A 12452-nucleotide genomic window follows, 5' to 3' on the forward strand; every position below is an offset into this window, starting at 1 on the left:
GCGCACCACCCTCTACGGCCAGGTCCCCGCCGAACGCCGCGCCGCAGCCCTCGCCTCCGACGGACACCTGCCGGAACTGCTGCCGCTGCTGGAGGGCTGAACCGCAGGTCCGCGGCCCGGCCCCGCGCGCCCGGAGCCGGCCGCTGTCCGCATGCGTAGACCTGTACGGCCCCCGCACCGCTCTTCGCATACAGTTCCGCGGGGGCGGCGGCCGCCGGCGGGCCGCGCTGGACGAGGAGGCATCCGACCGTGCAGGCACTCTGGTCGCGCGCGCAGGAGCAGGACTTCCGCAGCAGGGTGCGCGGATGCCTGCTCGGCGGTGCGGTCGGCGACGCCCTGGGTGCGGGGATCGAGTTCGAGTCGCTGGCCGCGATCCGCGCGGCGCACGGCCCGGCGGGCGTCACCGGCTACGTGCCCGCCTACGGGCGGCGCGGCGCGGTCACCGACGACACCCAGATGAGCCTGTTCACCGTCGACGGCCTGATCCGGGCGCACGTGCGGCGCGACAGCGGGGTGTGGCACCCGCCGACCGACGTCCACCGGGCGTACCTGCGCTGGGCCGCCACCCAGCGCGACTGGGGGCCCGACGAGCGCCGCCCCGACCTGGGCTGGCTGGCCCGCGAGGAGTGGCTGTACGCGCGGCGGGCGCCCGGCCAGGCCTGCCTGTCGGGCCTGGAGGACGGCCGGATGGGCACCCTCCAGGACCCCCGCAACCCGCACTCCAAGGGCTGCGGCACGGTGATGCGCTCCGCGCCGTTCGGGCTGCTGGTCGGCTGGGACCCGGTCCTCGTCCTCCAGCTCGCCATGGAGTGCGCCGCCCTCACCCACGGCCACCCCACCGGCTACCTGTCGGCGGGCGCCCTCGCCGTCGTCGTCCACACGGCGGTGCGCGGCGGCACCCTGGAGGAGGGCGTCCACCTGGCGCTGGCGCTGCTCTCGGAGCGGCCCGGCCACGAGGAGACCACGGCGGCGCTGCGCGGCGCGCTGGACGCGGTGCGGGCCGGGCCGCCGTCGGCGGAGCGGGTGGAGTCGCTGGGGGAGGGCTGGGTCGCCGAGGAGGCGCTGGCGATCGCCCTGTACTGCGCCCTGGTGGCGGAGGACGTCCGCTCCGGCCTGCTGCTGGCGGTGAACCACTCCGGGGACAGCGACTCCACCGGGGCGGTCTGCGGCAACCTGCTGGGGGTGCTGCACGGGGAGACGGCGCTGCCGCCGGAGTGGCTGGGGGAGCTGGAGGGCCGCGGGACCCTGCTCACCCTGGCGGACGACTTCGCCCTGGAGATGACCCACGGGCCGGAACTGCACGGGCCCGGCGGCGCGGACGGCTCCTGGGCGCGGCGGTACCCGGCGGCCTGAGCGCCCGGCCGGTGCGGCGGCGGGGCCCCCGGGGGCCCCGCCGCCCTCACGCGTAGCGGTGCTGCAGCGACTCCCGCTCGCTCCGCCGCACGTCCTCCAGCGTCAGCCCCGGCACGTCCAGCTGGGCCAGCGTCACCTCCGCGGAGCTCGGCGCCGCGTCCGCCGGCAGCCACTGCTCCGGCTTCCACGCCGCGCCCCGCAGGAAGGCCTTCGGGCAGTGCGGGTAGACCTCCTCCGCCTCCACCACGATCGCGCTGCGCGGCGGCTTCCCGACGGGGGTGAGCGCCGCGAGCAGCTCCGGGTCGGCGGAGACGCAGGCGCGGCCGTTGAGCCGCAGGGTGGTGTCGCGGCCGGGGACGACGAAGAGGAGGCCGGCGCGGCCGGTCCGCACGATGTTCTGCAGGGAGTCGATGCGCCTGTTCCCGGTGGCGTCGGGGATCGCGACGGTGCGCCCGTCGAGGACGGAGACGAAGCCGGGCGGGCCGCCCCGGGGGCTGACGTCGCAGCGGCCCTCGGCGTCGGCCGTCGCCACCAGGACCAGGGAGGCGCAGCCGACCAGCCGCCGGGCCGCGTCGGTGAGGAAGGAGGTCTCCTTGCGCCGGGCGGCGTCGCCGGGGGCCTCGTAGAGGGCGCGGAGGCCGTCGGCGTCCCGGACGGCACCCGCCTGCAGCGCTTCGAAGGAGCCGCCGGACTCCGGTGCGATCGTCATGCCGGAGAACCTACCGGTGAGCGCGGACCCCTGACGTCCCGGCAGCAGTCAGCCCCTCCGGCCGCGGTCCGCTGCGGCCGGAGGGGCGTGCCGGCCCCGGTTGCTCAGGCGGCGTCGAAGGAGCCGCGGCCGACCGCCGCGACGAAGGCGGACCAGGCCTCGGGGGAGAAGGCCAGCGACGGTCCCCCGGGATCCTTGGAGTCGCGTACGGCCACCGTGGAGACCTGCGGGACCGCGACCTCCACGCACTGGCCGTTGGCGCCGCTGTAGCTGCTCTTGCGCCACACCGGAGCGCTGCTGTTATCCGCGTTCATCTTGTGCGTACTCCCTCGCGTACCTGGCTATCAGCGACCGGGTATCCGTGACGCCGAGCGCCGCGGCCATCAGGTGGTCGTAGAGACCGGTATAGCGACGGACGTCGGCCTCCTTCTCCAGGTAGAGGTCGCTTGTCACTCCTTCGAGGTAAACAACAGCCGTATCTGCTGACTCAGGGAACTCAAGGATGGAGAATGCCCCGGTCATTCCGGGGTGGGCCCCCTTGGCGAACGGGATCACCTGCAGGTTGACATGCGGCTCCTCGCACAGCTCGGCCAGCCGCTCCATCTGGGCGGCCATCACCTCCCGGCTGCCGACCACCCGGGCCAGGGCGGCCTCGTCGACCACCGCCCAGAAGTTGTCCAGCCGGTCCGGCCCCTGCACCCGCCGCTGGCGCTCCATCCGCACCTCGACCCGGCGGCGCACCGCCTCGGCGTCGGTGTCCGGCTGGATCCCGGTCACGACCGCCTGGGCGTACTCCCGCGTCTGGAGCAGGCCGGGCACGAAGGACGACTCGTAGTTGCGGACCGCCGAGGCCTCCGCCTCCAGGCCGATGTAGACGCTGTAGGGGATGTCGCCGAAGGCGTGCCACCACCCCCGCTGCCGGGACTCCCGCGCCATCGCCATCAGGGACTCGCGCATCCGCTCGTCCTCGACCCCGTACACCTCGCACAGGTCGCGGACGTCGCGCTGGCTGATGCTGCGCCGCCCGTTCTCGAGCCGGCTGATCTTCGACTGGGAGACCATCAGCCGGCCCGCCACCTCCTCGGCGGTCATGCCCTTCTGCTCGCGGAGGCGGCGCAGCTCGGCGCCGAGCCTGCGGCGGCGCACGGTCGGATTGATGCTGGCGGACACGGCGACCTCCGGTGGGTCTCGGATTCGTTCCAACCACCTCGACAGGACGAGCATGCCACCGTGGATCATCCGGTGCCGGGGAATCGGTCCGGCTCATCGGATCGGGTGCGCCGCGGACATGCCGGAGGGCGGCCGACCGGCACACTCCCTGCCGATCGGCCGCCCTCCGGACCGCTCCGGCCGTCCCGTTCCGGGACCGGCTCCCGCGGACGCCCCTTCCGGCGGGGCCCCGCCGCGCTAGCGCGCCACCGCGTGCGCCATGCCGGGGCCGACGGCGGCCGCCGCCCCGCGCCCGGGCCGCCCGACGGCCGTCCGCGACCCCGGGCGGCTCGGCCCGCCGGCACCGCGCTGCGCCTGCGCCGGAAGGCCGTTCTGCACGTCCATCACCGCATGGGCCACCATCCCGCCCAGGGGGTCGTACCGGATCAGGTCGCGCAGCCGCGACCTGGACGACCGGCCCTCGTTGCCCGGGTAGAGGTGCTTGCCCAGGCCCACGGCGTGCGCCAGCGCGGCCAGCGCGGCCGTCCGCGGGTCCGGTGGCACGCCCGTCCTGATGGCCGTGTCCAGACGCTGCTTGATCGCACCGTTGGTGCACTCGTCGGACGCCTGGTAGCGCGTCGTCGGCAGCACCCCGCACACCTGGCCCGGCACCGCCGTCACCATGCCGCACCGTTCCAGGTGCGCCAGGTACGTCTGACGCAGCCCCAGCCGGGGCCCGCCGATCCAGTGCACGGCACGCACCGCGCTGCCACGCCTGCGCAGCAGCTCCAGCGCGTGGTCCAGGGTCGGGTCACCCGTCGGCCGCGGCAGCACCACGGCGATACGATCTCCGTCCGGGACTATCCGTCCGGCCAGGGCCAGCTCGACGAGCTGTGCCCCGGCGAGTCCGAGGTCAAGGGTCTGCGGCTGCGCCGTGGTACCCGTGGCCGGGTCCAAAGCGAGCAGCAGCAGTTCCTCGGGAATTGTTCTGCGGCTCCTGCCCATCCAAGCCTCCCCGCGTGGATGAATGACAGAGTGACGCCTCTCACACCCTGCTGTCGAGACCGCCTCTGAATCGTGACCCGGGAACCGGTGTCCGCCCGGGTCTCGTCACCCACGTGTCCGGGGTGTCGGACCCGGGGAAACGCCGGTCGGACGGGGCTTGGACGGGCGACATCATGTTCGTGGCGGAGACTGTCCGCTGTGGGGCGGGACGCCGGTGCGCAGGGCGTTCCGCCAGGTGTGTGAGGAGGTTGGGTCACGTGGGCGAGTCCCCCGGCACGGTCGAGCGCGACGAGGAGCGGCGGCGCGCCGATCCGGACGGTGAGTCTCCGGGCGGTTCCGCCGAGGGCGGTGCGTCACCGGCGGCGGACGCCCGGGACGGCGCCGGCGCGGAGCAGCAGGCGGACGGCGGGACGGCCGTCCGGGCCGAGTCCACCGTGCAGCTGCGGGTGCGGGGCACGGACAGCCCCACCACCATGCTGCGGCTGCCGGCCGACAGCCCCACCCGGACGCTGCGCCTCCCCGCCGGTGCGACGGCCGTCCCGGACCGGGAGGAGCCCGCGGAGGGCACGGAGCCCGCGGAGGGTGCCGCGCGGGGCGCCACGACGGGGGCCGGGGCCGCGGCGGCGGACGACGCCGGGGCCGGGACCGGGACCGCGGGCGGCACTGCGGTGCCGGACGACCCGCGCCTCGCCCTGCGGGCCGACGGGGCGCCGTCCCGTGCCGGCCGGTCGTCCGGTGCCGCCACCGCGAAGGGCGGGACCGGGAAGGCGGGATTCGGGAAGGCGGGATTCGGGAAGGCCGGCGCCGGGAAGGACGAGGAGGCCGGAGCCGGAGCGGAGGCGCCGGAGGAGGCCGGAAAGGCCGAACGGCGCGTCGGCAGTGCCGTGGTGACGGCAGATCCGGAAACCGGGACGGAAGAGGCGGGGACAGAGGCAGGCGCAGAGGCAGAGGTGGAAGAGGGGAGGACCGGCACCGGGACGGAGGCCGGCGCCGCGGGGACCGCGGACCGGCCCGGGACCCCGGCCGGACGGAAGGCCGCGGCCGGTGCCGAGGCGGACGGGGGCACCCCCGCACCCGGCGACGCACCCGGGACCGGGGACGCCCCGGTGACCGAGGTGCCGCTGCCGAAGGTTCCTCAGGCCGCCGCCACCGGGACCACCCCCGCCGGGACCACTCCCACCGGGACCACTCCCACCGGGACCGCCGCCACGGCCGCCGCCGGAGCCACGGCCGCCGGTGCCGTGCCCGCCGGGGCCACCGCCGCCGGTGCCGCACCCGCGCCCGCAGCCGGGTCCGCGCCCTCCGCGCCCGTCTCCGGCGCCTCCGCGTCCTCCGCCGTCCGGCCGGTCTCCCGGCCCGTGACCCGGCCGCAGCCGCACCCCGTCTCCCCGTCCGGGCCCGGGCAGGGCCCGGACGCGGAGCCGGAGCCGCCGCGGACCCCGGAGACCACCTCCGAGGCCATGGAGGTCCTGGCCTCGCTCAGCGCGCGCCCGATGACGCCGCTGCGCCGCGCGGTCCGGCGGATCACGGTCTGGAGCGTCTTCCTGGCCTTCGTCCTCGCCGTCGTCTGCGTCGTCCAGCTGCTGCGTCCGCTGCCCGGCCCCGAGGTGAGGTCCACCGGACCGGCCTCCTACGCGTTCCCCGGGAGCAGGCCGGACCTGCCGTGGCCGACCGACGGCCAGGCCGTGGCCGAGGTCTACGGCCTGGGCGGCCTCGGCGGGTCCGGGGCGGCCGCCCCCGCGCCGATGGCGAGCGTCACGAAGGTGATGACCGCGTACGTGGTGCTCCAGGACCACCCCCTCAAGCCCGGTGAGGACGGCCCCGTGCTCACCGCCGACAAGCAGGCGGTGTCCGACTACTCCAAGGGCGTCACCGAGGGCGAGTCGGTGGTGAAGGTGACGGAGGGGCAGAAGATCAGCGAGTACGAGGCGCTGCAGATGCTGCTGATCCCGTCGGCGAACAACATCGCCCGGCTCCTCGGCCGCTGGGACGCGGGCTCCCAGGAGGCGTTCGTCCAGAGGATGAACGACACCGCGAAGCGCCTGGGCATGACGAGGACCGTCTACACCGACCCCAGCGGCCTGGAGGCGTCGACGAAGTCCACCGCTGCGGACCAGCTGAAGCTGGCGGAGCGGGTGATGCAGGACGACGTCTTCCGGCAGGTCGTGAGCACGCAGAACGTGGTGCTGAGCGACGGCCAGCGGATCTTCAACAACAACCAGCTGCTCGCCACCGGCGACCACGTCATCGGCGTGAAGACCGGTTCCAGCACCCCCGCCGGCGGCTGCCTGATGTGGGCGGCCGAGAAGCAGGTCGGCGGCACCACCCAGCTGATCATCGGCGTGGTGATGGGCCAGCAGGGCGCGGGCATCCTGCAGAAGGCGCTGGACGTCAGCGGCGGCATCATCGCCGCCGCGCAGAAGAGCCTCACCGACCACACCGTGCTGCGGAAGGGCGACGTCGTCGGCTACGTGGACGACGGCCTGGGCGGCCGGGTCCCGGCGGTCGTCTCCCGGGACGTCACGGTCGTCGGCTGGTCCGGCCTGAAGGTGGGCATCGGCCTCGACCCGGTCGGCTCCCTCCCGCACACCGCCGGGGCGGGCACCCGGGTGGGCACCGTCACCGTCGGCAGCGGCCAGGGCGAGGTGAAGGTCCCGGTCGTGCTGCGGGACGCCCTCGCGCCGCCGTCGATCGGCTCGCGCCTGACGCGCCTGCTGTAGGGGCGGGGGCGCCCGGGCCGGAGCGCACGGGGCCGGACGGCACTGCCGTCCGGCCCCGTTTCTGTCTACATTCATGTAGTAGGTTGCCCGGGACCGGCCGCCAGGACCGGCTCACTCCCCGGAAGGACCGTCCCGTGAGTCTCGAGATCATCAACGGGCTGCCCGCCCACGTGCTCTTCGTGCACGCCGTCATCGTGCTCGTCCCGCTGACCGCGCTCGTCCTCGTCGTCGCCGCGCTGCTTCCCCGCGCCGCCCGCCGCATAGGCGTCGCGCTGCCCGTCCTCGCGCTGGTCACCCTGGGCTTCGTCCCGCTGTCCACCCACGCCGGAGAGTGGCTGGAGCGGCACGTCGACAGCGACCCGCTGGTCCGCCGCCACGCGGAGCTCGGCGACGGGATGCTCCCCTGGGCGGCCGGCCTCGTCGTCCTCGCCGCCGCCGTGTGGTGGACGACCCGCCGCTACGCCGCCGGTACCGCCGCCGCCCCGGCCGCCGGCGACGCCGCTGCCCGCCCCCGCACGGCCCCCGTCGCCCTGCGCGCCGTCGTCGCCGTGCTCTGCCTGGCGGTGGGCGCCGGCGCCGTCGTGGACGTCTACCGGATCGGCGACTCCGGGGCGAAGGCCGCATGGCACGACGGCTTCTCCCAGAAGGCCGCCGAGGGCGGCGAGGACGGAGAGGGCTGACGCCGCCGGCCGGCCGTGCCCGCGGCACGGCCGGCCTCCGCCGCCCTCGTCCCCGCCTCCGGCGGAGGCGTCACAGGCGCCTGCGGCGCATCGCGCGGCGGGCCAGCAGCAGCGCCACCAGGATCGCCGCGAGCACCAGGACCAGCACGACCACGAGGACGACACCCGAGAAGAAGCCGTGGCTCCGGCGGCTGCGGTGCCGCTTCCTGATCTTCACCTTGGCGGGCAGGGCCGCCCGGACCGCCTGCGGGGCCCGGTCCGTCCGCACCGCGCCCGTCCGCACCGCGCCCGTCCGCGCCGCCGGGTCCGCGCCCGCGGCCGCCCCGCCCCCCGGTGCGGCGCTGCCGGCCACCGCCGCCCGGACCGGCGCCGGCGCGGCGGAGGCGGCGGTCCCGGCCGCGACCCCTCCCGCGGCCAGCGCCAGCGACAGCAGGACTCCCGTGACAGCCGATCTCATGCTGCTCCCCCTCCGGCCGAGCCGCCCCCGGAACCTCCGGCGGGCGAACGGCTCCTGCCCGCCCTCTCCCGCCGCCGAAACCCGGGCGTCCGTTCCCGGCCGGCGCCCGCGTGCGCCCGCGGACGCCCGCCCTGCCCGTCCGCACCGCGGACACCCCCTGGTCCACTCCGCGGACAGCCGCCACCATGGGCGCATGGCACACGTCCACGAGGGGATCGGCGAACGCCTGCGGGCCTTCGTCGAGGAGCAGTCCGTCTTCTTCGTCGGCACCGCCCCGCTGGCGCCGGACGGGCACGTGAACATCTCCCCCAAGGGCGCCAGGGGGTCGCTCGCCGTCCTCGACGAGCGCACGGTGGCCTACCTGGACTTCACCGGCAGCGGCGCGGAGTCCCTCGCGCACCTGCGGGAGAACGGCCGGATCACCCTCATGTGGTGCTCGTTCGGCGCGACGCCCAACGTGGTGCGGGTCCACGGCCGCGGGGAGCCGGTGTTCCGCGACGACCCCCGGTGGGACGGCCTGATCGGGCACTTCCCGCAGGTGTCGGGGCACCCGGGGGCCCGCGCCGTGGTGCTCGTCCACGCCCAGCGCGTCAGCGACTCCTGCGGGTACGCCGTGCCGTTCCTGGAGTACCGCGGCGAGCGCGACCTCCTCGTCCGGTACTTCGGGCGCCGGGACGAGGCGTTCCACGCCGACTACGTGGAGCGGAAGAACGCCGTCTCCATCGACGGCCTGCCCGCGGTGCCGCTCCCGCTCCCCCCACGCACCTCCTGACGCCGCGTCCGGCCCGCGCCCGGCCCTGCGCCCGCGCCGCACGGTCCCTCCGCATCCTCCGGCCCTCCGGGCCGCCCTCAGCGGACGCGGTGCAGCAGCGCCCGCTCGTCCATGCTCTCCGCCGCCGCGCGGCGGGGCGTGGCCGGCCCCTGGGGGCCGTAGCCGACGCGGACCAGCATCTGCGGGCTGCACACCGCGGCGCCGGGGTCGCGGAGCAGCCAGCGCAGGTCCGGCCACTCCAGTGCCTGGTGCAGCAGGGAGGCGCGCAGGCCGTGGGCGGTCAGCAGCAGCAGGACGTGCTCCAGCGCCTGGCCGGCCCGGAGCCAGTCCACGGGGTGGTCCTGGCGGGTGGTCAGCACCGCGAGGTGCGGGTGGGACTCGAAGTCGGCGGTGGGCAGGTGCCGCCGCAGCGGCCGCCCGGAGAAGTCCCGCATAGGCACCCGGGCCTCCGCGTCCTGCGGGCCCAGCGCCGTGGCGGGGATGCCGTACGGGCCCCCGTCCGGGCCGGTGATCCAGGAGCGGCTCTCCACCCGGCGGGCGGGCTCGCCGGTGTTGCGCTGCTCCGCCTCGGTGGTCAGCGCGAGCAGCCGCACCGACTCCTCCGCGCCGGGGAAGCGCAGGTCCGCGCCCTCGGTGCGGGCGGCGGCGGTCAGCGCCTCCGGCAGCCCCTCCGGCAGCGGCCGGTCGCTGAACGGCATCCGGCTGGAGTGCCGCTGCCAGATCGCCTCGTACAGGCCCTCCCAGCGGGGCCGCGCCGCGTCCGCGGGGCGGGCGGCCCGCGGCGGGCCGGCCAGGCGGACCGCGGCCAGCAGGGCCGGGTCGGCCGGGCGGGGCAGCAGGGCGAGGACCGGCTCCCAGCCGAAGTGGGCGGCGGCCACCCGCAGGTTGAACACCGCCCCGCCCACCGAGACGTGCAGCGCCCGCCCGGTGGGGTCGGCCAGCCGCAGCGCCCGCTCCGGCGCCGCGTACACCTCGACGGCACGGGAGGCGGGGTCCAGGCGGAACCGCCAGGGCTGGGTGTTGTGGATGGAGGGGGCGGCGACCGCGGCCGCGACCAGCGTCTCCAGGGTTCCGGCGTCGAGTACCGGCGTGGTCATGGCCATCCCCTCCTCGGGGCTGTCCGCAGCATCAGGTCACGCCACCAGCGTGCCTCCGGCCCCTCGCGCGGCGCAGGGCCCGGCGGTCCCGGGCGCCAGGGCCGAACGTCACCCCGGCGCCGCCGGCCGGCTGCACCCCGCCGACCGGGCGCACCCCGCCGGGCTGCGGACTGTCGGCCGGCGGCGCGGGGCACGGCGGGCCGCGGGCCGGCGGGCGTGCGGGGCGGCCTCCCCGGTCCCGGGCGGTGCGCCGCGCGTCCGCCGGCGGGCCGGTCCCCCGATTGCACTACGCAGTGACGTGACTACTCGAAGTTGTCGGTGCCGCGTGCCATCGTGATCCGGTCGGACCGCTGTCGACCGCGAGGGAGTGTCCCGGTGACCACGACGGACAGAGCGGGCCGCGTCGGCGCGGAACCACCGCGCGCGGAGCGGACCAGTACCGGAAAGGTGATCGTCAAGTGGGTGACGACCACCGACCACAAGACCATCGGCACGCTGTACCTCTTCACCTCGTTCGCCTCCTTCCTGATCGCCGGGGTCCTGGCCCTGGTGATGCGGGCCGAGCTGGCCCGTCCGGGCACCCAGATCCTCTCCAACGAGCAGTACAACCAGGCGTTCACGCTGCACGGCGGCGCCATGCTGCTGATCTTCGCCACGCCGCTCTTCGCGGGCTTCGCCAACTGGATCATGCCGCTGCAGATCGGCGCGCCCGACGTGGCGTTCCCCCGGCTGAACATGTTCGCCTACTGGCTCTACGTCTTCGGGTCGCTGATCGTGATCTGCAGCCTGCTCACCTCCCAGGGCGCGCCCGACTTCGGCTGGTTCTCCTACACCCCGCTGTCGGACGGCGTCCGCACGCCGGGCATCGGCGCCGACATGTGGATCATGGGCCTGGCCCTCTCCGGCTTCGGCACGATCCTCGGCTCGGTCAACTTCATCACCACGATCATCTGCATGCGCGCCCCCGGCATGACGCTCTTCCGGATGCCCATCTTCACCTGGAACGTGCTGCTCACCGCGGTGCTGGTCATCATGGTGTTCCCGGTGCTGGCGGCCATCTTCTTCGCGCTGGAGGCGGACCGGAAGTTCGGCGCCCACGTCTTCGACGCCGCCAACGGCGGGCCCATCCTGTGGCAGCACCTCTTCTGGTTCTTCGGCCACCCCGAGGTGTACATCATCGCGCTGCCGTTCTTCGGCATCATCACCGAGATCATCCCGGTCTTCGCCCGCAAGCCGATCTTCGGCTACTCCGGCCTGGTGGCCGCCACCATCGCCATCGCGGGGCTCTCCGCGACCGTCTGGGCGCACCACATGTTCGTCACCGGCCAGGTGCTGCTGCCGTTCTTCTCCTTCATGACCTTCCTCATCGCGATCCCGACGGGGGTGAAGTTCTTCAACTGGATCGGGACGATGTGGAGGGGCTCGCTGAGCTTCGAGACGCCCATGCTCTGGGTGGTGGGCTTCCTGGTCACCTTCCTCTTCGGCGGCCTGACCGGCGTGCTGCTGGCCTCCCCGCCGATCGACTTCCACGTCTCGGACTCCTACTTCGTGGTGGCCCACTTCCACTACGTGGTCTTCGGCACCGTCGTCTTCGCGATGTTCGCCGGCTTCCACTTCTGGTGGCCGAAGTTCACCGGCCGGATGCTCGACGAGCGCCTCGGCAAGATCACCTTCTGGACGCTCTTCGTCGGCTTCCACACCACCTTCCTGGTGCAGCACTGGCTCGGCGCCGAGGGCATGCCCCGCCGGTACGCCGACTACCTGGCCGCGGACGGCTTCACCACGCTGAACACCGTCTCGACCATCGGCTCGTTCCTGCTCGGCCTGTCGATCCTGCCGTTCCTCTACAACGTCTGGAAGACGGCCCGGTACGGCGAGAGGGTCACCGTGGACGACCCGTGGGGCTACGGCCGCTCGCTGGAGTGGGCGACCTCCTGCCCGCCGCCGCGGCACAACTTCCTCACCCTGCCGCGGATCCGCTCCGAGTCCCCGGCGTTCGACCTGCACCACCCCGACATCGCCGCCCGGTCCTACTTCGCCGAGCACGGCCTGCCCCTGGAGACGGTCGGCAGCCGGCGGACGATCGGCGAGACGGAGGGCCCGGACCGGTGAGGCGGCCCGGTCCGCGGGGGGAGAGCGACCGGGGGATCCACCAGCTGGAGGGCTACCTGCTCTGGCAGGGTGAGACCGCGGCGGCCCGGGAGCAGGCGGAGTCCTTCGCCGACCGGCTGCCCTGGCTGACCGGGCCGCAGCGCGAGGACGTGGTGCGGGTCTACACGGCCGACCGGCTGGAGGTCTCCCGCGCCACCGTGCGCCGGATCGCCGACCGGGCCCGGGAGCTGCGGCACGAGTACACCGCCCGGTACCGGGCCCTGCGGCTCAGGCTGCTGGCGCTCTCCCTCCTCGGGGTCGCCTGCGCCGCCGGGGCCGCGGCCCTGCTGGGCCTCCTCGGCGACCCGGGCTGACCCGCGCGGCGGCCCGGGGCGCGGGGCGCCGTGCCGGGGCGGCGC

Annotated in this window: 12 protein-coding genes; 6 read left to right on the plus strand and 6 right to left on the minus strand. The window is 75.2% G+C overall.

The features are described from left to right. The first annotated feature begins 249 nt into the window (after positions 1 to 249). The gene (locus ACFY07_RS14345) at positions 250 to 1353 is read left to right on the plus strand and encodes an ADP-ribosylglycohydrolase family protein (RefSeq protein WP_230653234.1); all 1104 of its coding nucleotides are present in this window, start codon (positions 250 to 252) and stop codon (positions 1351 to 1353) included. A 46-nt stretch (positions 1354 to 1399) separates the two neighbouring features. Here ACFY07_RS14345 and ACFY07_RS14350 read toward each other — a convergent pair whose 3' ends face one another. The 4 genes from ACFY07_RS14350 to ACFY07_RS14365 all read right to left on the minus strand — a co-directional run bounded on the left by ACFY07_RS14350 (position 1400) and on the right by ACFY07_RS14365 (position 4216). Then, complete coding sequence (locus ACFY07_RS14350; RefSeq protein ID WP_390868934.1) at positions 1400 to 2062, minus strand: MSMEG_1061 family FMN-dependent PPOX-type flavoprotein; 663 nt, start codon at positions 2060 to 2062, stop codon at positions 1400 to 1402. 104 nt (positions 2063 to 2166) lie between these two features. Beyond that, positions 2167 to 2376: a DUF397 domain-containing protein gene (locus tag ACFY07_RS14355; RefSeq protein WP_390868935.1), complete on the minus strand. Its 210-nt coding sequence runs from the start codon at positions 2374 to 2376 to the stop codon at positions 2167 to 2169. Continuing rightward, positions 2363 to 3232: a helix-turn-helix transcriptional regulator gene (locus ACFY07_RS14360; RefSeq protein WP_230653228.1), complete on the minus strand. Its 870-nt coding sequence runs from the start codon at positions 3230 to 3232 to the stop codon at positions 2363 to 2365. Before ACFY07_RS14360 ends, ACFY07_RS14355 begins: the two co-directional genes overlap by 14 nt. A 237-nt stretch (positions 3233 to 3469) precedes the next feature. Then, positions 3470 to 4216 (minus strand): GPP34 family phosphoprotein, encoded by a 747-nt coding sequence (locus ACFY07_RS14365; protein ID WP_230653226.1) that lies wholly within the window; start codon positions 4214 to 4216, stop codon positions 3470 to 3472. Positions 4217 to 4473: 257 nt separating this feature from the next. Between ACFY07_RS14365 and ACFY07_RS14370 the strand changes: the two genes are divergently transcribed. Both ACFY07_RS14370 and ACFY07_RS14375 read left to right on the plus strand, forming a co-directional pair. After that, positions 4474 to 6936, plus strand: a complete 2463-nt coding sequence (locus ACFY07_RS14370) for a D-alanyl-D-alanine carboxypeptidase (RefSeq protein ID WP_390868936.1) — start codon at positions 4474 to 4476, stop codon at positions 6934 to 6936. 134 nt (positions 6937 to 7070) lie between these two features. Beyond that, positions 7071 to 7616 carry a DUF2231 domain-containing protein gene (locus ACFY07_RS14375; protein ID WP_390868937.1) on the plus strand — a complete coding sequence of 182 codons (546 nt, stop codon included), beginning with the start codon at positions 7071 to 7073 and terminating at the stop codon, positions 7614 to 7616. 70 nt (positions 7617 to 7686) lie between these two features. On the opposite strand, the gene ACFY07_RS14380 is transcribed toward ACFY07_RS14375, so the two are convergent. Next, the gene (locus tag ACFY07_RS14380; RefSeq protein ID WP_390868938.1) at positions 7687 to 8073 is read right to left on the minus strand and encodes a hypothetical protein; all 387 of its coding nucleotides are present in this window, start codon (positions 8071 to 8073) and stop codon (positions 7687 to 7689) included. A gap of 193 nt (positions 8074 to 8266) precedes the next feature. On the opposite strand from ACFY07_RS14380, the gene ACFY07_RS14385 reads away from it, so the two are divergent. Continuing rightward, on the plus strand, positions 8267 to 8845 hold the full coding sequence (locus tag ACFY07_RS14385) for a pyridoxamine 5'-phosphate oxidase family protein (RefSeq protein ID WP_390868939.1): 579 nt from the start codon (positions 8267 to 8269) through the stop codon (positions 8843 to 8845). 77 nt (positions 8846 to 8922) lie between these two features. On the opposite strand, the gene ACFY07_RS14390 is transcribed toward ACFY07_RS14385, so the two are convergent. Further along, entirely contained in the window at positions 8923 to 9942 is a 1020-nt protein-coding gene (locus ACFY07_RS14390; RefSeq protein ID WP_390868940.1) for an Acg family FMN-binding oxidoreductase, read from the minus strand. A gap of 375 nt (positions 9943 to 10317) precedes the next feature. Between ACFY07_RS14390 and ctaD the strand changes: the two genes are divergently transcribed. Further along, positions 10318 to 12054: a cytochrome c oxidase subunit I gene (gene ctaD, locus ACFY07_RS14395; protein ID WP_390868941.1), complete on the plus strand. Its 1737-nt coding sequence runs from the start codon at positions 10318 to 10320 to the stop codon at positions 12052 to 12054. Further along, positions 12051 to 12407, plus strand: a complete 357-nt coding sequence (locus ACFY07_RS14400) for a hypothetical protein (protein ID WP_390868942.1) — start codon at positions 12051 to 12053, stop codon at positions 12405 to 12407. Before ctaD ends, ACFY07_RS14400 begins: the two co-directional genes overlap by 4 nt. The last annotated feature ends 45 nt before the right edge of the window (positions 12408 to 12452 follow it).

This window comes from Streptomyces sp. NPDC001380 (assembly GCF_042895785.1).
Lineage (GTDB): Bacteria > Actinomycetota > Actinomycetes > Streptomycetales > Streptomycetaceae > Peterkaempfera.